This is a genomic window from Paenibacillus sp. MER 99-2, from assembly GCF_023714095.1.
Classification (GTDB): Bacteria; Bacillota; Bacilli; order Paenibacillales; family Paenibacillaceae; genus Paenibacillus.
Genome location: NZ_JAMAUZ010000003.1, coordinates 761,973 through 783,080 on the forward strand (window position 1 = coordinate 761,973; position 21,108 = coordinate 783,080).

The 21,108-nt window shown below is 42.5% G+C and carries 19 protein-coding genes; 16 read left to right on the forward strand and 3 right to left on the reverse strand.

The genetic code is table 11. The features are described from left to right. Positions 1-16 precede the first annotated feature (16 nt). The 9 genes from flgL (at position 17) to M3636_RS18240 (ending at position 6,991) form a co-directional block, all read left to right on the forward strand. Positions 17-937, forward strand: coding sequence for a flagellar hook-associated protein FlgL (gene flgL, locus M3636_RS18200; RefSeq protein WP_251383471.1), 921 nt, complete (start codon positions 17-19; stop codon positions 935-937). 15 nt (positions 938-952) lie between these two features. Further along, the gene (locus M3636_RS18205; RefSeq protein WP_251383472.1) at positions 953-1,522 is read left to right on the forward strand and encodes a DUF6470 family protein; all 570 of its coding nucleotides are present in this window, start codon (positions 953-955) and stop codon (positions 1,520-1,522) included. 42 nt (positions 1,523-1,564) lie between these two features. Continuing rightward, positions 1,565-2,053 (forward strand): flagellar assembly protein FliW, encoded by a 489-nt coding sequence (gene fliW, locus M3636_RS18210; RefSeq protein WP_251383473.1) that lies wholly within the window; start codon positions 1,565-1,567, stop codon positions 2,051-2,053. A gap of 1 nt (position 2,054) precedes the next feature. Continuing rightward, the gene (gene csrA / locus M3636_RS18215) at positions 2,055-2,300 is read left to right on the forward strand and encodes a carbon storage regulator CsrA (protein WP_251383475.1); all 246 of its coding nucleotides are present in this window, start codon (positions 2,055-2,057) and stop codon (positions 2,298-2,300) included. 144 nt (positions 2,301-2,444) lie between these two features. Beyond that, positions 2,445-4,145, forward strand: a complete 1,701-nt coding sequence (locus M3636_RS18220; protein ID WP_251383477.1) for a flagellin N-terminal helical domain-containing protein — start codon at positions 2,445-2,447, stop codon at positions 4,143-4,145. Between the two features lie 127 nt (positions 4,146-4,272). Continuing rightward, the gene (locus M3636_RS18225) at positions 4,273-4,653 is read left to right on the forward strand and encodes a flagellar protein FlaG (RefSeq protein WP_251383478.1); all 381 of its coding nucleotides are present in this window, start codon (positions 4,273-4,275) and stop codon (positions 4,651-4,653) included. Positions 4,654-4,667: 14 nt separating this feature from the next. Then, complete coding sequence (fliD, locus tag M3636_RS18230) at positions 4,668-6,257, forward strand: flagellar filament capping protein FliD (RefSeq protein ID WP_251383479.1); 1,590 nt, start codon at positions 4,668-4,670, stop codon at positions 6,255-6,257. A 13-nt stretch (positions 6,258-6,270) separates the two neighbouring features. After that, positions 6,271-6,663, forward strand: a complete 393-nt coding sequence (gene fliS, locus M3636_RS18235) for a flagellar export chaperone FliS (protein ID WP_251383480.1) — start codon at positions 6,271-6,273, stop codon at positions 6,661-6,663. Further along, positions 6,656-6,991: a hypothetical protein gene (locus M3636_RS18240; RefSeq protein ID WP_251383481.1), complete on the forward strand. Its 336-nt coding sequence runs from the start codon at positions 6,656-6,658 to the stop codon at positions 6,989-6,991. Before fliS ends, M3636_RS18240 begins: the two co-directional genes overlap by 8 nt. A gap of 461 nt (positions 6,992-7,452) precedes the next feature. Here M3636_RS18240 and M3636_RS18245 read toward each other — a convergent pair whose 3' ends face one another. Together M3636_RS18245 and M3636_RS18250 are read right to left on the reverse strand one after the other, a co-directional pair. Beyond that, positions 7,453-7,764, reverse strand: a complete 312-nt coding sequence (locus M3636_RS18245; RefSeq protein WP_251383482.1) for a hypothetical protein — start codon at positions 7,762-7,764, stop codon at positions 7,453-7,455. Further along, entirely contained in the window at positions 7,764-8,921 is a 1,158-nt protein-coding gene (locus M3636_RS18250; RefSeq protein WP_251383483.1) for a hypothetical protein, read from the reverse strand. The genes M3636_RS18245 and M3636_RS18250 overlap by 1 nt, the downstream gene beginning before the upstream one ends. A gap of 361 nt (positions 8,922-9,282) precedes the next feature. On the opposite strand from M3636_RS18250, the gene M3636_RS18255 reads away from it, so the two are divergent. From M3636_RS18255 to M3636_RS18275, 5 genes are all read left to right on the forward strand, one after another. Beyond that, positions 9,283-9,480 carry a cold shock domain-containing protein gene (locus M3636_RS18255; RefSeq protein ID WP_024631599.1) on the forward strand — a complete coding sequence of 66 codons (198 nt, stop codon included), beginning with the start codon at positions 9,283-9,285 and terminating at the stop codon, positions 9,478-9,480. Positions 9,481-9,975: 495 nt separating this feature from the next. Further along, a complete protein-coding gene (gene hpf / locus M3636_RS18260; protein ID WP_128103739.1) occupies positions 9,976-10,539 on the forward strand; it encodes a ribosome hibernation-promoting factor, HPF/YfiA family in 564 nt (187 codons plus the stop codon). Positions 10,540-11,591: 1,052 nt separating this feature from the next. Continuing rightward, positions 11,592-14,096, forward strand: coding sequence for a preprotein translocase subunit SecA (gene secA / locus M3636_RS18265; protein ID WP_251383484.1), 2,505 nt, complete (start codon positions 11,592-11,594; stop codon positions 14,094-14,096). A 358-nt stretch (positions 14,097-14,454) separates the two neighbouring features. Next, a protein-coding gene (prfB, locus tag M3636_RS18270; RefSeq protein WP_251383485.1) for a peptide chain release factor 2 occupies positions 14,455-15,568 on the forward strand; the annotation gives its coding sequence in 2 pieces (ribosomal slippage) (positions 14,455-14,526 and positions 14,528-15,568; 1,113 coding nt in all). Between the two features lie 120 nt (positions 15,569-15,688). Beyond that, positions 15,689-16,600: a YitT family protein gene (locus tag M3636_RS18275; RefSeq protein ID WP_251383486.1), complete on the forward strand. Its 912-nt coding sequence runs from the start codon at positions 15,689-15,691 to the stop codon at positions 16,598-16,600. A 236-nt stretch (positions 16,601-16,836) separates the two neighbouring features. Here the strand turns inward: M3636_RS18275 and cls are convergent, their stop codons facing one another. Then, positions 16,837-18,285 carry a cardiolipin synthase gene (gene cls / locus M3636_RS18280; RefSeq protein WP_128103736.1) on the reverse strand — a complete coding sequence of 483 codons (1,449 nt, stop codon included), beginning with the start codon at positions 18,283-18,285 and terminating at the stop codon, positions 16,837-16,839. 383 nt (positions 18,286-18,668) lie between these two features. Between cls and argC the strand changes: the two genes are divergently transcribed. Together argC and argJ are read left to right on the forward strand one after the other, a co-directional pair. Beyond that, positions 18,669-19,718 carry an N-acetyl-gamma-glutamyl-phosphate reductase gene (gene argC, locus M3636_RS18285; protein WP_128103735.1) on the forward strand — a complete coding sequence of 350 codons (1,050 nt, stop codon included), beginning with the start codon at positions 18,669-18,671 and terminating at the stop codon, positions 19,716-19,718. 124 nt (positions 19,719-19,842) lie between these two features. After that, on the forward strand, positions 19,843-21,081 hold the full coding sequence (gene argJ, locus M3636_RS18290) for a bifunctional glutamate N-acetyltransferase/amino-acid acetyltransferase ArgJ (protein ID WP_251383487.1): 1,239 nt from the start codon (positions 19,843-19,845) through the stop codon (positions 21,079-21,081). Positions 21,082-21,108: the final 27 nt, after the last annotated feature.

The following is a 21,108-nucleotide window of genomic DNA, read 5'->3' on the forward strand; positions in this document are numbered from 1 at the left end:
AGTGACATAACAGATTATGAGAATTACGAATAACATGCTTAGTTCGCAGTTACTTTTGAACCTGAATCGTAATGCACAGCAGATGAATAATACACAGACTCAACTTGCGACAGGTCGTAAAATCAACAAGCCTTCTGATGATCCGGTAGGGATTACCTACTCCCTTCGTTATCGGGCTGAATTGTCTTCTAATGAACAATTTCAGAAAAATGTAGATAGTGCAGTATCCTGGCTAGAATTCAATGATACCGTGATGAATCAAGCAGGTAATGTGGTTCAGCGTCTGCGTGAGTTGACGGTTCAAGCATCGACTGGAACGAATCCTCAGTCCGCACTGGATAGTATCAAAGAAGAGGTGAGTCAACTTAAGGAACAGCTTATTGATATTTCCAACAGTAAGCTTAACGGAAAGTATATATTTAACGGTGAAACCTATGACGTGAAGCCTTACGATTTCCCGACTAATGCTGATGGGACGATGGATACAACTACAGCTACATCGATCATTACAGATAAAGGGAAAATTAATTTTATTGTTGGTGAGAGCGTACAGCTACCGATTAATGTGAGTGGAAATGAAGTATTTGGTACCTCTACGGAAGAAGATAATCTATTTGGTATTATGAACAATATCATGAAGGCATTGGGCAGTGGTAACAAGGCAGAACTTTCCAATCAGTTGGGAAATATCGATAGTCGTATGGATAAGATGTTAGCGATCCGTTCTGAAATTGGTGCAAAAACGAACCGTGTTGACTTGATGGCAGGCCGCTTAGACGATTTGGGCATAAACTTAACGAATCTTCAAGCCAAAGTTGAGGATGCTGATTATGCGGAACTTGCGATGCAATCTAAAATTCAGGAAAATATCTATAATGCTTCCTTGTCTGCGGGAGCCAAAATCATCTCTCCATCGTTAGTAGACTTCCTGAGATAGAAGGAGGATGTATCTTTGAGTACTCTTCCAATTGTTCAAATTAGAACAACGCCATCGTTATTAAGTATAGATGCCGATCTTGGCCAATTTTCTATACGTCAGCCCAAAGCAGATGTGCAACTCAATACTAAACCTTCTAAATTAACGGTAGAGAGTCATCCTATTCGACTGAATGTAGATCAATCCAAGGCGTTCTCTGCATACACTGGCGGAAATATGATAGATATGAATGCGAGGATATATTCAGGTATTGAACAGCAATTCCTGCAAAATATGGCCAATCGCGTACAACAGGGCAATCAATTGGCAGCTATTCACAAACCGGGTAACACGATTGCTAATATCATAGGTACGGACTGGCAACCACAGCCTTTCCCTGAGACTCGAACTCCTGCATCATTTGATAACGTAGATATTCGTATTGAAACGAGACCGCCTGATATTCGTTTTCAAGCCGCTGTTTCGGAAATGAATGTTACGGTCAACAGACCTGAGATTGAATACCAGAGGGGAAAGCTCGATATCTATGTTAAGCAGTATGCATCAATTCAATATACTCCACCTACTGTAGATATGGGGTTATAAGATATAATGTAGAGCTATAGACGGTCTCTGATACAGTCCTCTATGGCTTTTTTTTATCAATTTTTGCCGAGGGAGGCGTTTGTCATTCATATCCAAACAAGCATATGGGGAGAAATAGAAGTTAAAGAAGAAGATATATTTAAGTTTCCTAAAGGTTTACCGGGATTCGAGGAGAAAACAGAATTTACATTAATCCCATGGGAGGATACGCCTTTTACTTATTTGCAGTCGATACAAGAGCCTGGACTTTCATTTCTGTTAGTAAGTCCATTTGTGTTTATGCCTAGCTATAGTTTTGAACTGGCCGACGTAGACAAAGAAGAGCTCGCGATTGAAGATCAAGTCACCGTATACACAATTGTTACAATACATTCTCAAGCTAATAATTCTACAATGAATTTGCTAGCACCGATTGTTTTGAATCCTGAAAATCGCCTAGGTAAACAGGTTATACTTCATCAATCTGGTTACGAACCACGCCATCTCATTTGGGCTGAAGAAGAGAAGACCTCAGTGAAGGGTGGAGTATAACATGCTGGTTTTATCACGGAAAAAGGGTGAATCTATTATCATTCAAGATAATATTGAAGTTACAATATTATCTGTAGAGGGTGATACGGTGCGTATTGGAATTTCAGCACCTAAACACATTGATATCTTCAGACAAGAAGTATATCAATCTATTCAGGAGACAAATAGAGAGTCTGCAACACCTCTTGCGGCTAACGTTGAAGCATTTATGGAACGTCTTCGAAATAGTAGCAACAAAAAAGAATAAAAAAATTCCAATTTGCTATAAACACTTGCTCTCCTCCTGTCGATATATAATTTAGACGCTGCTTCGGCAGGGCGGCCGACCTTAATGTCGCGGCGTTTACCACAAGGATGTGGTACTAACTTATTTTCAGGGAGGAACTATCTAATGATTATCAATCATAATATCGCTGCGTTGAATACGCACCGTCAGCTGAGTGTAAACTCCGCTAACACAAACAAAAACATTGAAAAATTGTCTTCTGGTCTTCGCATCAACCGTGCTGGTGACGATGCTGCTGGTTTGGCAATTTCCGAAAAAATGCGTTCCCAAATCCGCGGTTTGGATCAAGCGAGCCGTAACGCTCAAGATGGTATCTCTTTGATTCAAGTAGCAGAGGGTAACTTGAACGAAACTCACTCTATCCTACAACGTGTTCGTGAATTGGCTGACCAATCTGCCAACGGAACGAACACTGCAGAAGATCGTAAAGCTCTTCAAAACGAAGTAAGCCAATTGAAATCTGAGATCGACCGTATCGGTGATACTGCAGAGTTCAATACACAAAAATTGTTGAATGGTAACTTGAGTGGTGCTGGTGGTTCTAACGGTATCAACCAACTATCTGGTTCCCAAGTATTCAAACAAACTGCTGGTACTTTGACAGGTGCAGACGCTAGTGGAGTAGCAACTAGCACAGGTGGAGCAGAAGAGCTTAAGTTTGACAAAAAAGATGCAATCGTAATTGATGGAAAAACCATCACGATCGACTGGAGCAAGCACTTAAGCGAAGCAGATAAGGCTGTATTGACAGGTGACTGGTCAACAACTCCAATGGATGCAACTGCAAGTGGTAAAATCCGCGATGTATTGCAAAAAGCAATCAATGCATCTATTGATGATTCTGGAACTGGTGTAGAGCATGTTAAAGTGACTGATGCAACTCCAGGTAACTTCAAAATCGAAAGTGGTTCAAAAGGGACTTCTTCGAAAGTTGAAAACTACTTTGGTGACGGTGCTACGCTTACAGCTAAACTTGCAGACGGAACTGATGCTGCAGGAAGCGGTTCTGTATTAGACGTGTTCGTTGGTGCGGCTGCTGAGCAAGCAGGTGCAGTAACAGTTGCAGCTGGACAGAACAAAGTTCTTGATGCAATTGTTGCAGCTGATAAATTTAGCTTTAGCATCAATGGTGAAACTCGCACAGTTACGGGTCTCACTGCAAATGCTGACACCGATGCTAAAGCATTGGCTGATGCTCTCGCAACAGCTATCAATGCGCAAATTCTCGATATCAACACTAAAGGTGGATTTACTGACACCGATAAAGAAATTAAAGACGTTGAAGTGAAAGCTGAAAATGGTCGTTTGACTGTAACTAGCCCAAGCGGAGTAATTGATTTCGGTGAACTTGCTAATGGTGATGTATTGTCTAAACTCGGTCTTGATCAAGCTTCTCGCGAAGCTTCCGGTACGGGTGCTGTTTCTCTGCAAATTGGTGCGAATAAAGGCCAAAACCTTACATTCTCCATCAACGATATGAGATCCAACGCGCTGGGTATTTCCGGTGTAGATATCTCCAGCCAAACTGGAGCACAAAATGCTCTGACTAAATTGGATTCCGCAATCTCCAAAGTTTCTGCTGAGCGTTCTAAACTGGGTGCTGTTCAAAACCGTTTGGAGCACACAATCAACAACTTGGGAACAACTTCTGAGAACTTGACTGCTTCCGAATCCCGTATTCGTGACGTAGACATGGCAAAAGAAATGATGGAACAAACAAAAAACAACATCCTTGCACAAGCTGCACAAGCAATGTTGGCACAAGCAAACCAACAACCGCAAGGCGTTCTGCAATTGCTTCGTTAATTTTCACTTTAGTAATCAAGCTCCGGATTTTTCCGGGGCTTTTTTTATTTTTGTTAGCATTTCCCTAAATATCTGTTTGATTGTAACCGATATATACTTTAAATAAGCTTGGTTGGAGGATAGGCTCATGAATGTACAGCTTTCTCTATCCGCTTCAGGATCAGTTAGCGGACAACCCAGATCTGATGCTTCAGTGACGGGTGATTCAGTAACCTCAACACCTGCTATAAAGAATACGAAAGAGATGAATTTAAAAGAGCTACAAGGTGCTAATGTCTCTATTGCTGATGAACATTTAATTAAAACGATTGAGCGTGCTGTGCAGTCCTTACAGGGCCCTCAGACAACCTTAGAGATAAGCGTGCATGAGAAAACTCATGATATTATGGTAAAAGTTCTTAATAGAGATACGGGTGAGTTGATTCGAGAAATCCCACCGGAGAAAACATTAGATTTAGTTGCTAAAATGATGGAAATTGCCGGAATATTAGTTGATGAGAAGATATAGAGAGGGGATAAGGTATGGTAACTCGTATTAATGGTTTTTCGGGTATGGATATTGATAGTATGGTCAAAAGTATGATGGCTGCCAAGAGAGTTCCTCTGGATAAGATGAATCAGCAAAAACAAATCTTAGAATGGACAAGAGATAGCTATCGGGAGATTAATAGTAAGCTAGTTGAGTTTAGAACCAATAAACTCGTTGATAAGTACGGGAAAAGCGCAGCATTGAATACGAACAAATCAGTTATTAATGGTAATACAACAGCAGTTAGGGCAGAAGCAGGGCCTTCAGCTACAGGAATAGACATGAAGGTGAGTGTAACACAACTAGCTTCTAACAAAACTGTGGAGACAAGGGGTGTGGGGCAGAGCGTTTCTAGCTCCAAAACTCTTGCTGACCTGAAAATGATTAGTGATGGTGTGACAGATCCTGCAGTATTAACCGATGCTGATCGCGAGACTTATAACAAGGCAGTGTACCCATTAACAATTGGTGGGGTTACTTATGAGGACGATAAAGGGGAGCCATTATTTAATGGAACTACGTCCATCGCAACTCTAGTATCCACAATTAACGGTAACTCTAAGTCAAATGTTACTGCTAAGTTTGATGAAATTACGGGTAAATTGATGTTTACCTCAAAAAAAGGTGGTACTTTAGGTAATACAGATGAAATAATCTCAAGTGGTGATAATAGCACATTGAAATTATTTAACCAAAGCTATGATTCTGTTAACGATCCCACTGAGTTTGTTACCAAGACAGGGAAAGATTCAATATCGTTAGTTAATGGTGTTGAATTTAAAAATAATAGTAATAGTTTCACGGTCAACGGTGTGACTTTAACTTTATTAAAAGAAACATCCAGCACAGTGGGTGGTGTTACAACGGATACGCCCGCTGAGATTTCAATCCAATCAGATACTGAAACGGCAGTACAAAATATTAAAAATTTTGTAGAAGATTATAATTCGCTGCTTAATTTACTGAATTCGAAAGTCGATGAAGCCAAATATCGTAATTTTGCACCTTTGACGGATGAGCAGAAGTCAGCCATGAAGGACGATGACATAAAGAACTGGACAGAAAAAGCAAAAAGTGGACTTTTGAAAAATGATGATATTCTCCGAAGTACAATTTCTTCTATGCGTAGTATTATTTCAAAAGAAGTTGTAAACTTAAAAGAAATTGGAATTAATCTGGGGGATTATAATACTAAAGGTAAGCTAGAGCTAGATGAAGCGAAGTTGAAACAAGCACTGGCTACTAACCCACAGAAAGCAATTGATCTATTACAAGGTCCTGCAAGTGATTCTGAAAATGGGATCTTTGATAAATTAGCATCTAAAGTTACAGAATCTCTTGAGAGTATGGTAAAAAGAGTAGGTACCAGTCGATATTCTACTGATCTGACGACGACATTTAATGAGCAGAGTGTTATGGGTAAGAGACTTAAACAGTACAATGATAGAATTAGTGTTATGCTGACCAATTTAAATAATGCTGAAACACGGTTTTACAAACAATTCACTGCGATGGAAACAGCTATGAGTAAACTCAGCAGCCAATCCTCTAGCTTGTTTTCAAGCTTGGGAATGAATTCTTAAAGAGGGTGAGTACATGATTAAATCTCCTTATGATAAGTATCGGCAATCTTCAGTTCAGACATCGTCTCCTTCACAACTCGTTGTTATGTTGTATGACGGTGCAATACGATTTGCACGTACCGGTATTGAAGGATTGAAACAAAATGATTATGAAGCGACTAGTCTTAACTTGGGTAAAGCTCAGACTATTATTAGCGAACTTATGAGTACCTTGGACAACTCCGTTGAAATTTCAAAGGGATTGTATTCAATGTATGAATATACTAATTATCTCCTAGTGCAGGCTAATATTCAGAAACAACCTGATAAAGCTGAAGAAGCCATTGGGTATCTTACGGACTTACGTGAAACATGGATACAGGCTTCTAAAATAGCTGTATCACAGTCAGAGAGTGCACATGGATGATTTAATAGCAGAGTTAGAACTATTGAACTCTAATATAATAAGTGAATTGTCAGACGCGAATTATGAAGAATTGGTTGAATATGTAGATAAAAGAGGAATAATCATTCAACGTATTCAAGATCATTTACACAATGTTTCTATTGATTCAGCTCAGAAGGCAAGAATTGTTGCGTTAACAGACCATGATGCTGCTATCTTAAGCCAAATGAATTTACTTCGTGTTGAGGCTCAGGATTGGCTTATGAAGCGTAACCAGGCAAAGGCTCAGCGTAATGCATACGAGAGTGACTTCTCTCCTGAAAGTATTTTAATGGATAGAAAAAAATAAAAATATATAGAAACAAAAATGAGTGAATATAAAGGTAAACGTTGTGGCTGCTTCCCCTTAGATATCTAAGGGGATTTTGTTATGCCAACAGTCAGGGGGAATTCCATAAGTTTAATCTAAATTATAATTAATATCGCGATTACACATACTCTAATAAATTTTAGTCAAATAAATCTCATCTTCATACTGATTAACATAATGGAAAGAAAGCGTGCGTGAACCGTATCTATAGATCATGTCATATCTACCCTCAGCTTCGTTCAAATACACCTTCTGTGGCTTACATAACCATAACTTAACCGTATCGGGATATAGATACTGTTGTCAGGAAACAGTTTGAACACCATGACTCTTGAATTATTATTCAATTCATGCAGATAATAATTAAAGCCGATCGTGTGTTGTGGGTATTTTAACCAACCCAATTGAGCTGTTCTCATTAATTGACGTTAGGGTTCAGATTATTCCATGCTCACATCGACAAGCAATTCCCCAGAAACCACTCGATCCAAATGCCACCACCACTCCTCAATGGGCTTACTTGTATCATTGAAAGAGTATACTGCTTTCATATAGTTATAAAGCTCTTCACTACGATTAAGTAACATTTGGTCATATTTATGAAGTAATTGCAGATCAGATAGCTCCAGTTTATCTCTATTTCTATGAAGATCACTACGCATGCCGAAAGTATCCAGGTATTCGAAAGGGCTCACTTCAAGCTCGTCTTCCATATCAATTCCATAGAGTTTAATCATTTTTTGGTAATCCATTATTCCACATCCTTAATTTTACCTATATATTTGGCATTGATTTCTTCCTCGAGATATTTAATATAACCCCGATCAGGAGGAAAGGCGGTTTCCATTTTACCATCTTCACCCACCATAACAATCCATGTTTTATCACCAAAGATATAATACTTTTGTGGGAAATCGGGCTGTGAGTACTCATATAGATCATTATCTTTATTGTTGATAATTTCAGTGATTTTGGAGTTGTAGTCTTCAGTTGTCCAATCTTCGGGTATGTGTTCCTTTTTAATTCTTTTAGCTAAGTGTCTTTCAAGAAGTTCCTCTGATTTCCACGCAGGTCCGTGTTCCTCTATCTGACTAGTTATATTAATTACGTTCTCAGTTGTTTTTGGATCAATTTTGTTATCTGGTTGTTCAGTTTTGTTTGATTCACCCGATGAACCACCGGCTGAATCATCATGTTTGTTATGCTTTGGCATGCCTAACTTTCTTCCAACAAGAAACATCGCTGCTTGAGTAGTTAACCCGCCCGAATAATACTTCCAGCCCTGTTCGTCTAACTTCTCTTTTTGCTGATTATATGATTGTTCGGCTAATTCTCGCGCATCTCCGAAATTAAAGGTGAAGTTCCACCCGAACTTTATAACATTACCAATATCAACAGCTGTTCCGATAGTATTGCTATATAACATATTTACGGCTGTTTCGAAAGGATGCTTTATAGCATTTTCTCCAAATGCTGTCCATTCCTCTACCTTTGAATTGAGTTGGTCTGAAGCACCTTGGGAAAAGCTATCCTTAGTTGAATTCGGATCATAGCCCAATCGATCCATTAAATTAGAGGCATTGGTTATGTGATGTAATTGATACATTTGCTCAAGAGTTAAATTTCCGTATAGTTCAACATTACCTGAATCAGCATTTTGGAACCTGGCCACAACGGTTTCTAGTGTCGTAGAGACATGCCCGATTGAATCTAGAATAGAGTACATTATTTTCTCAGCATGAGCGTAATCAGATAATAATCTTTCCGAAGTGAACCCTTGAAAATCAGATTGAATCTGAATTAAAATGTTTCGGTGAGTTATTAATATATGTTCTAATTCATCTTTTCGTATTTTAAAATGGTGAATAGTCTCCTTCATCTGATCTATTGGAATTTTTATTCTGGTCATAACAAGCACCTCAATAATTTGATATACTACTTCTTATATCATTTTAAATGTTGTTATAAGAAACAAACGCGTACATATGAACTATTTCTATTAAGACTAAAGATTTAATTTCTCGAATTTACGGACAAGGAAAAAGAAAGTTTTGTATATCTTCTAGAGGGCAGAGTTATTTTCGAAAGAAGTGAGTTCGGGACAATATTACAGCATTCATCACAATCTCTGATTAATCTACAAAAAATACCAAGAAAACATTTTCTTTACCAATTGACAATGGATAACTTTGGATGGTATCATCTGAGTTGTGGGCAGAGGTTAAGGCCGAAAGCTTCACTTCATTTGATGACGAAGGGAATGTTAGTGCATGCAAGGTAAAGTAAAATGGTTCAACGCAGAAAAAGGTTACGGTTTCATTGAAACTGAAGACGGCGGCGACGTATTCGTACATTTCTCCGCAATCCAATCCGAAGGCTTCAAAACTTTGGAAGAAGGTCAATCTGTTGAATTCGATATCGTCGAAGGCGCACGTGGACCGCAAGCAGCTAACGTAATCAAATTATAATCATCCGGTTAATCCGACCTACATATATGGTTAGATGGTTACCAATTGAATTATCGCTAGCATAAGGCTCTGGCATGTCCAGAGTCTTTTTTTTGTTTTACTAGATTTGCAAACATTGCAGACTAGATTCTTAGATTTCACTGAATTGTACTAAGACGTATCCCAACACAAATCATCGTACAAAATCAAAGTATCCCGTCAGCCTCCTTTCAATCCTTCATTTAATGTTAGGATTCATAAAGCTAATCCGGTTCATTTTACATATAAGATTAATTCAACTCAAAAACGGTTAATTACATCATCAAGCGCCTAATAAGACTATCCATGTAAATAAGCGATTATGGCTAAAAATGATGAAATATCGCGAAATATGGCGTTAAACCCATGATGGTAGATGTGGCTGGAGTAGATGTCATTATTCGGTCACCGGGAGTTTTTACATGGCGCTTACATTCGTGTTATAATGAAGTGGCAAAGTAAAAGGAGGAGTGCCCTATGAATTTAAGTATTCGAGGTCAACAAATCGAGGTTACCGATGCTTTGAAAGATTATGTCGACAAAAAGTTGAGTAGACTCGAGAAGTATTTCGATGCACCCCTTAACTCTGACGGTGCTGTTACACTGAGCACGACCAGAGGCCTGCATACGGTAGAGGTGACGATCCCACTCAAAGGCATTGTACTCCGTGCAGAAGATGAGAGCGATGATATGTATGCTTCCATTGACGCAGTGGTGGACAAGCTGGAACGTCAGATCCGCAAACATAAAACAAAAGTCAATCGTAAGTTCCGTCAAGAAGGCAGCCTGAAAACACTCTTTGTTGAAGATCCATCAGGTACAGTGGCTACCGCTGAATTGGATGCAGAACCCGACGATGATGATTACGAAGTGGTAAGAACCAAACGGTTTATGTTAAAACCGATGGACGTGGAAGAGGCAATCCTCCAAATGAACATGGTTGGCCACAATTTCTTCGTTTTCTCTAACGTCGATAATGAAGAGGTCAGCGTTGTATATAAACGGAACGATGGCAAATACGGTTTGATTGAGCAAGGCTAATCTTACCTTCCATGTGAAGTTTTACAAATGAATGAATAATGAATGATTCGAATAACATGTGAATGAAGTAATATCCGATAAATGAATATAACGAGGAACAGAACGGAACGACGTTGTTCCGGTGCTGGACTGAACAAGAGCCTCCATCCTTACGGGATGGGGCTCTTTCGTGTCTAAAGCGATCGGAAGCCTGCTGCTTACAGGGCGTGTTCAAATAGATCGGTTTCCAGTACCGAGAAGATGGATGAAGGTAGAATGGAGTAGCGGAGTGTAAACGAAAACTACATGAGCACTACATATTACCTACAGAAACAAGCCTCGTAAGCATCCTACTTGGTTCTGCTAAATTCCATATTCGATGCTGAGATGCCGCTCGCGCATCCTTCGTAATCAATAGCGGACTTTTGAATAACCTCATAAACTCAAGCAAGAGACAGGTTCGTGAAACTATTTGTCATGTTGTTGCGTTTAATAGATTATACGAGATTTAGTGCATCCTATAAATGTGATGTTTAATCGATGACATTGAATGTGGGATTAATATCTAAGATTTCCAGTAAAAAATGGGATTATGGCGGTTATTCGCAAAAAATGAAATAGGTGAAGAGTACGCTTCCGCTAACGGCTATGATTTTTGGCACTTTTTGTCCACGGTTATGTGGTCAGAACTTCAAAGAAGTGTGCTGTGGCGTGTTGCGGCGTCCCTTACAAACTGTTACAATTTATACAAAGAGAATCATTGTCCTGATGAAGAATTGTCAACGAATGATCGCTAATCATAATCAATGACAGGCACAGCACCATGAACATGATTCGCAAGGCTTCGGATTCCAGCTTATTTTATAAACTGGGTTCCTGGTTGAATACCGAATCACTTCATGAGAACGCTTGGCAAGCCTGGAGTTGATTCAACTAATATTATTTTCATTCTTATAATTTGAACTCAAATTATATCGTTTGTCACCCCCGGGCAAGTGGATGCAATATCCATCCGATGGTGTCGCACGGCGGCAGCAGGGGGTCTATTCTGTTTTGCACGAAAGGGGTATACCATGCTAGGACTTGTCAAAAAGATCTTCGGCGACATGAACGAACGTGATGTTAAACGTCTGATGAAGACGGTCGATGTGATCAATAAACTGGAACCACAATTTCAGGCTTTGTCTGATGAACAACTGAAATCCAAAACGGAAGAATTCCGTGCCCGCATCGAAAAGGGTGAAACTACGGATCAGCTTCTCCCAGAGGCATTTGCAACCGTGCGTGAAGCATCCCGCCGAGTTCTCGGCAAACGTCACTATGACGTACAGATGCTGGGTGGTATTGCTCTGCATGAAGGCCGGATTTCCGAGATGAAGACGGGTGAAGGTAAGACGTTGGTAGGAACGCTGCCTGTATACCTGAACGCGCTCATGTCCAAAGGTGTTCACGTGGTTACAGTCAATGACTACTTGGCACAGCGGGATAGCGAAGAGATGGGACAGATCTATGAGTATCTGGGCATGACTGTAGGTATTAACCTGAGTGGTATGGATCATGCGTTGAAGCAGCATGCGTATGCATGTGATATTACGTACGGAACGAATAACGAATTTGGTTTTGACTATTTGCGTGACAACATGGTGCTCTACAAAGAACAAATGGTACAACGTCCGTTGTTCTTCTGTATCATTGACGAAGTAGACTCTATCCTGGTCGATGAGGCGCGTACGCCGCTCATTATCTCCGGACAAGCACAGAAGTCTACAGACTTGTATTATGCAGCAGATCGTTTTGTTAAACGTCTCGTTCCGGAAGAAGACTTTACGGTAGACATTAAAGTGAAATCCGTAGCTTTGACTGAAGCAGGTGTGGCAAAAGCAGAAAAAGCGTTTGGTATTGAGAACTTGTATGACCACGCGAATGTAACGCTCAACCACCACATCGTACAAGGTCTGAAAGCGAATGTGATCATGCGTCGTGACGTGGATTATGTTGTGAGTGACGAAGAAGTCATGATCGTCGATGAATTCACAGGACGTTTGATGTCAGGACGTCGTTACAGCGATGGATTGCACCAAGCGATCGAAGCTAAGGAAGGCATCGAAGTACAGAACGAGAGCATGACACTTGCGACGATTACATTCCAGAACTATTTCCGGATGTATCGTAAGCTTGCAGGGATGACAGGTACAGCGAAAACCGAGGAAGAAGAGTTCAAGAAAATATACGGCCTCGAAGTATTGCAAATTCCAACGAACCGTCCGAACAAACGTGATGATATGGCGGATGTCGTTTATAAGAGTATTGATGGTAAGTTCAAAGCGGTTGTAGAAGAGATCGTAGAACGTCACAGCAAAAACCAGCCCGTGCTGGTAGGTACCGTGTCCATCGAAAACTCAGAGCGTCTCTCTGATATGCTGAAACGCCGTGGTGTACGTCACCAAGTATTGAATGCCAAGTACCATGCGGAAGAAGCTGAGATTATCTCAGGAGCTGGACAAGCCGGTGCAGTAACGATTGCAACCAATATGGCTGGTCGTGGTACGGATATTATTTTGGGTGAAGGTGTGGCAGAGGTTGGCGGTCTTCATATCATTGGTACAGAGCGTCATGAATCACGCCGGATCGATAACCAATTGCGTGGTCGTGCGGGACGTCAAGGTGACCCGGGTTCAACGCAGTTCTATCTGTCACTGGGTGATGAACTGATGAGACGTTTCGGTGCAGACAATGTATTGAACATGATGGAGCGTCTAGGCTTTGAAGAGGATCAACCGATCGAGAGCCGGATGATTACACGTGCAGTGGAATCGGCACAAAAGCGGGTTGAAGGTAATAACTTTGACGTACGTAAAGTCGTTCTCCAATATGATGATGTTATGAACCAACAGCGTGAAATTATATATAAACAGCGTCGTGAGGTGCTGGAGTCCGAGAATATTAAACAAATCGTTATGGATATGATCAAGCCATCCATCGAACGTATTGTAGAAGCTCACTGTAGCGACGATATTCCGGAGAACTGGGAACTGCAAGAAGTTGCCGATTATATGAACAGCAAATTGCTCGACGATGGCTCAGTTACTAAAGACGAGCTGTGGGGCAAAGAAGCTGAAGAGATCATCGAGTACCTGTTCGAGAAAGTACAGACCAAGTACAACGGTCGCGAAGAGCGTATCGGTGAAGAGATGGTTCGTGAGTTCGAGAAAGTCGTTGTGCTCCGTGCAGTAGACAGCAAGTGGATGGATCACATTGATGCAATGGATCAATTGCGTCAAGGTATTCACCTTCGTGCATACGGTGGTACAGACCCACTTCGCGAATATCAATTCGAAGGCTTCGAGATGTTCCATCAGATGATCGCTTCGATTCAAGAAGAAGTAGCGACATATGTGATGAAAGCACAAATCGAGAGCAACCAGGAGCGTCAAGCTGTTGTTGAGGAAAGTCAGATCTCGACTAGCGGCGAACCTGCTGAGAAGCGCCCGGTAAAAGTGTCCGACCAGATCGGACGTAACGATCCGTGTCCTTGCGGCAGCGGCAAAAAGTTCAAACATTGCCACGGTCAAGAGTAGTACGCTAAATAGATAAGTTCGTGTAAACTTATTACATGAACCTATATAAAATGAACTAATTCATTACACAGAACGAAGAGGACAGAAATAACATGTAGAAGCGAAGCGTTCGCCTTTATCACCGGATTTCCCCTTTTAGAAAAGGGTTCAAAGAAATCTGGGGATAACAGCGATCGAAAGGTTGTTCTGTCATCGGAGTGGTAAGTGTAATATTCTTTAGTCCATTTTATATACATGAACGAATGTCCTATGGCTCCTTGCAGTCAGGTATACTTTTGAATTGGGAGCACAGGCTGCCTAGTTCAACTGTAATGCTCTGATAGCGAGGAGCTTATCTTAATGAAAAGAGGAATCCGATATGATCGATCCAAGCGTGAAGCAAGATCTGCGTGAAATAGGCAAGAAACTAACAAACCTTAGGGGGTCTCTTTGACTTAGATCTGAAGCAAGAGATGATTGAGAACTTTGAGGTGAAGATGTCCGCTCCTGATTTTTGGGACGACAACGAGAAGGCACAAGCAGTCATTGCTGAGATGAATGCGGTGAAGGGGTCTGTTGATCAATACACCAAACTACAGCAGGATTACGACGATGCTCTGATGATGGTGGAACTCGCTGACGAAGAAGGCGATGAGGATCTAGCCGCAGAGGTTGGTAACAGCGTGACAGCCATCGTAAGCAAGCTTGATGAGTTCGAGCTTCAACTGTTACTGAACCAGCCATATGACAAGATGAATGCCATTCTAGAGCTTCATCCAGGCGCAGGTGGAACAGAGTCGCAGGACTGGGGACAGATGTTGCTTCGGATGTACACCCGTTGGGCTGAGAAGTGTGGCTTCAAGGTCGAGGTTCTGGACTATCTTCCGGGAGAAGAAGCTGGGATCAAGAGTGTGACACTATCCATTAAGGGACACAATGCATACGGTTATCTAAAAGCCGAGAAGGGTGTACACCGACTGGTGCGAATCTCACCATTTGACTCATCCGGACGTAGACATACTTCATTCGTCTCCTGTGATGTGGTTCCCGAGATTGATGATACTGTAGAGATCGATATTCGAACAGAAGACCTCAAGATTGATACGTATCGTGCGAGTGGTGCGGGTGGACAACATATCAATACCACCGACTCTGCCGTGCGGATTACTCACATTCCAACAGGTGTGGTTGTAACGTGTCAGAACGAACGTTCACAGATCAAGAACCGTGAGCGTGCGATGACGATGCTTCGTTCGAAATTGTATGAGCGCAAAATTGAAGAACAAAAACAACAGCTGGATGAAATCCGAGGAGATCAGTCGGATATTGCTTGGGGCAGCCAGATTCGCTCCTATGTGTTCCATCCCTATAGTATGGTAAAGGATCACCGTACGAGCGTAGAAACAGGGAACACAGGAGCAGTAATGGACGGCGACCTCGATGCATTCATCGATGGTTATTTGCGCAGCCAGATTAAAGTGGAAACCGATTAAATAAAGTTCCTGTATGGACTGGATACGTGTAGGCGTATGCTGGTGTATACAGGGGCTTTTTTTTGACGTGCATAAGTCATTTTACATTAATTGATGAGACAAAAGGAGAACACGATCACCATGCAACAGCAACAACCATCACATCAACACCCTAACCGCAAGAAGAGATTAACCACCTTGATTCCTCTGAATGGGCCTTGGAGGAACGTTGTAGATACAGCATCTATTATTTTGGGGTCGTTCCTCATTGCGGTAGCATTTAATTTATTTTTATTACCGAACCAGATCGCATCTGGCGGTGTATCCGGTCTGTCGATCTTGGGTGATGAGTGGCTCGGGCTGGAGCCAGCATATACCCAGTGGGCCATTAATATTCCGCTCCTAATCGCAGGCTTCCTTCTAATCGGTAAGCAGTATGGGATCCGGTCTGTGCTGGGTAGTATCGTTCTACCGCTGTTTGTTTATCTTACGAAAGACTGGACGATTCCAACGACAAACCCATTGTTAGGATCGCTGTACGGCGGAATAGGGGTTGGACTCGGTATTGGGATTGTCTATCGGGGTAGAGGGTCAACAGGTGGTATGAGTATACTGGCAAGGATCGTGCAAAAATATAGTGGACTGAGTTATTCGATCTGCGTTGTGATTATGGATGCTACGGTCATTATTATGGCAGCCTTTGTACTGTCATTAGAGCAATCTTTATATGCACTAATTGGCCTGTACGTCACGGGGAAAGTCATTGATGCGGTGGAAATGGGACTCGGCTACTCCAAAGTAGCTTACATTATCTCTAACCAGATTGAACCGATTACCAAAGTCATTCTTGAAGATCTAGATCGTGGATTAACGAAGCTGGAGGCCAAAGGCGGTTATACCGATGATCAGCGAACTGTACTCATGGTTGTGGTGGGGCAAAATGAAGTGCCAAGACTGAAAACATTGATTCGGTCCGTGGATCCAGCAGCTTTTGTCATTATTAGCAATGCACATGAAGTGCTCGGTGAAGGTTTTAAAAGAGAAGAGACATGAGCAACTGCGAACGCTTCAGCAACCTATATTAAATGAATGATGAGATTGGACTCTAATATCGTATACAAAAAGGGACATCCTGCACCAGTATAGCTGGGCGGAATGTCCCTTTCTTCAATCTTGAGCAGTTCATACGTCACTTGCAGAGCTCGCATTAATGCATGAGTTTGTAATTATAGATCACATTGGGATCGAATTGAAGTACTGTCTGCACTGCACATACCTTTGTTCACTCGCTACAGAATAGGAGACAGAAGACGAGATATCGCTTCTTTGAAGCGGATTTTGATGCTCCGTTTGTTGTACTCTTCAATCGTAAGCTCACGGGATACAAGAAGGTCATGCTCGAAGGTTTGCACAAGAGCAGTTGCAATCGTCTCATCATACATAAAGGCATTCACTTCAAAGTTTAACCGGAAACTACGATAATCAATGTTCGCCGTACCGACAGATGCAACCATACTATCTATGATCAGTGTTTTGGCATGAATAAAGCCGTTATCGTAGACAAATGCCTTCGCCCCAACCTTCAACAGTTCCCCAATATACGAAAGCGTAGCCCAATACACAAAGGCGTGATCCGGTTTGTTCGGAATCATAATACGTACATCTATACCAGATAGGCAAGCAAGCCTTATGGCTTCGAAGACACTTGCGTCTGGGATAAAATAAGGCGTCTGAATGAGGATGGAGTGCTTCGCTCCATTGATCATTTTCAGATAACTGTTTTTGATATGCTCCGTTTCAGCATCAGGGCCGCTGGAGACAATCTGCATCGCGATCGTTCCTGTTCCCTCGATATGAGGAAAATGTGCTGGCACATAAGGGGTATCATGCTGCTTCGATGCCTCATTCCAGTCGAGAAGGAAGCGAGTTTGCAGTGCATGGACGGCATTCCCCGTAATTCTGAGGTGCGTGTCACGCCAATATCCAAATTTGGAGTTCAAGCCTAGATACTCATCACCTACGTTAAAACCGCCAGTATAACCAAGGTTTCCGTCAATAATGACCATTTTTCGATGATTCCGATAGTTCATACGCAGATTAATCAAGCTGAATTTGGATGGGAAAAAGACCTCCACCAGACCGCCCGCTTCGCGCAGCTCTTTGAAAAATCGATTCGATACACGCCGCGATCCAAGCGCATCATACAGCAATCGAACTTTGATACCTTCTCTCGCTTTGCGAATGAGCGCGTCACGAATACGTTTACCTAGGCGATCCCCTCGGTAGATGTAATACTGCACATGCACATGATCCTGCGCAGCTTCGATATCATCCAGTAACCGTTGGAATTTATCCGTGCCATCGGTAATAATTTCGACCTCGTTATCCTCGGTTAACAGCGCGCCATTCTGTTTCAGGTTCATGTAGATCATGTCCTGGCTGTTTTCGGTCACTTTGTTGTGAAAAGGTGTTCGATTGCTCTGTAGCTGGGCAAGCTGTGCCTCGATACGTTCCTCCAGCCCAAGCTTCTTACGATCTTTCCATTGAAATAGTCGGTAACGAGTCAGGTTCTGCCCTGTCAAAAGATAAAGTACAAACCCAAGCACGGGAATAAAATTCAGGACGAGCAGCCACGCCCAGGATGAACTCGCATCCTTGCGCTCGAAGAATACGACCGCTGCCGCAAAAATAATATTCAAACCCAGGAGTACAATAAGTAAGATGGATTCAATATGCACCGTAGACCCCCATGTCTCCAAAATGTCTTATCAGAACTCATCTCAGGAAGATCCTTTGTTATGAATGATATTCTGTATGTAATCTTCCTATATAAGAGGTTGTTCAAAAAGTCCCTTTTTGATGCTGAAAACAGGTCTTCCCAAACCCTCACTACTACGTATTTTAGCAGAAGTATTCGGGTTCGTCCTCTGCTGCTCTAAAGATATGTTCGGGATGGATGAAAATCCATGTAAAATTGATGGTAGAGTGTTGTATTTATATAACTAGAGTCGTATAATAATACACAAATATGCATAGAAGCGACGGAATTACCGTGGCATGCCTAACCTTAGGCATTGGACATGGTTGAAGTAGCGCATACAACGAGATTGGGGGAGCGAGAGTGAATAACAAATTAAGAGTGGCAATCGTCGGTTCCACCGGCTACGGCGGGGTGGAACTGATTCGTTTTTTACAGCATCATCCGCATGTTGAAATTACTTCGGTAATCTCTTCATCCAGCAGTGGGGAGTCTATTGCAGTTGGATTTCCGCATTTGACGGGCGTGATTAACAGGCCACTTGATGGCGTGGATCCAGTGGAGATCGCAGGACGTGCAGACCTTGTGTTCACAGCGACTCCGTCCGGTGTAAGTGCGAAGCTTGTTCCTGGCCTGCTGGAAGCAGGGCTGAAAGTCATTGATCTGTCTGGTGATTTCAGAATCAAGGATGGAGCGGTGTACGAAGAGTGGTATAAACATCCGGCTCCTTCAGACGAACTATTACAACAAGCGGTGTACGGTATGTGCGAATTGTACGGTGAAGAAGTGAAAGAGAAGGCATTCATTTCTAACCCAGGCTGTTATCCAACAGCGACATTGCTCGGATTAGTCCCTGCGGTGCAAGCTGGCTGGATTGATCCTTCAAGCATCATTATCGATGCAAAGTCGGGTGTATCTGGGGCGGGACGCGGAACGAATCTGGCGTACCATTATGCAGAGATGAATGAGAATTTCAAAGCCTACAAATTAAATAAACATCAACACATCCCAGAGATTGAACAAGTGTTAGGTAATGTTGCTGGATCGCCAGTAACCGTTACGTTTACGACACAGCTTGTGCCGATGACACGTGGCATTATGAGCACCATGTATGCAAGTTTAGTTGGCGAGCACACAGATCGGGAATTGGTGGATCTCTATCGTCAATTTTATGAAAATAGACCTTTTGTACGTGTACGTGAGCCAGGAATCTGGCCATCAACGAAAGAAGTTACGGGATCGAACTACTGTGATATCGGATTCTCTGTTGATCCACGTACAGGTCGTTTGACGATTGTTTCTGTCATTGACAACTTGGTAAAAGGCGCATCCGGCCAAGCGATTCAAAATTTGAACCTGATGATGGGATGGGAGGAAAACCTCGGGCTGAACATGACACCAGTATATCCATAAGCTTGGAAGGTGTATTAGGAAGCATTTCATTTTAGTTGCTTTCTGACACGCATCCAGTAGGAATACAGAGTTATGTTAAGGCGGATAATCGGTATATGGCCGAACGCGAGACGGGGGATAATATATGGGAACAAACGTAGGGCAGCAGTTATTTACAATAATTGAGAACGGAACGATTGTAACCCCGAGCGGCTTCACTGCCGGCGGACTGCACTGTGGATTGAAAAAAACATCACGTAACGACATCGGAGCTATTCGCTGCGAAGTGCCAGCAACTGCTGCGGCCGTATACACAACGAATGTGTTTCAAGCTGCACCGCTCAAAGTAACACGTGAGAGCCTGAGCAATGGACGCCTTCAAGCGGTTATCGTAAATAGTGGCAATGCGAATGCATGTACAGGACAACAAGGCGAAGAAGATGCTTATGCAATGCGCTCGGCGGCTGCGCGCGAGCTTGGTGTAGCGGAGGAAGATGTGGCAGTTGCTTCTACAGGGGTTATTGGTGAGCTCCTGAAGATGGACGCGGTTCATTCGGGCATTACCGCACTTCCGGCACAACTGGGCAATGAAGCCAATGAAGCAGAGCAATTTTCACAAGCGATTCTAACGACCGATTTGGTGAAAAAAGAAGCCTGCGTGTCCGTTGTTGTGAACGGTAAGACGGTTACGATTGCAGGAGCAGCCAAAGGCTCGGGTATGATTCATCCGAATATGGCTACCATGCTGGCGTTCATGACCTCTGATGCGGTCATTGGTGCAGAAGCTTTGCAGCGCTTGCTGCGCCAAGCGACGAACCACACGTTTAACATGATTACGGTAGATGGAGACACCAGCACAAATGATATGCTCGTGGCGATGTCTAGCGGCTATGCAGGGAACGAAGAGCTTACAATGGATCATCCGGATTGGGATGCGTTTGCGGCTGGTTTTACGTATGTGTGCGAAGTGCTGGCTAAGGCAATTGCACGAGACGGTGAAGGTGCGACGAAGCTGGTTGAAGTTCAAGTCACAGGTGCAGTAAGCGATGAATCTGCTCAGGCGATTGCAAAGACAGTAATCGGTTCAAGCTTGGTGAAATCAGCGATGTTTGGTGCAGATGCAAACTGGGGACGGATCATTGCTGCGGTAGGACGTGCTGGTCAGCCGGTAAATCCAGATACGGTGGACATTCGACTCGGAGACATCTCGGTACTTGAGCAATCTCGTCCAGTCGTATTTGACGAAGAAGCAGCATTAGCGTACTTACAGACGGATACGGTGCGTATTATTGTTGACCTGAACCACGGCGAAGGAACAGCTATCGCGTGGGGCTGTGATCTGACATATGACTATGTACGAATTAACGCGGCATACCGCACGTAAAAGAGGTAGTTCAAAAATTTTGCTTTT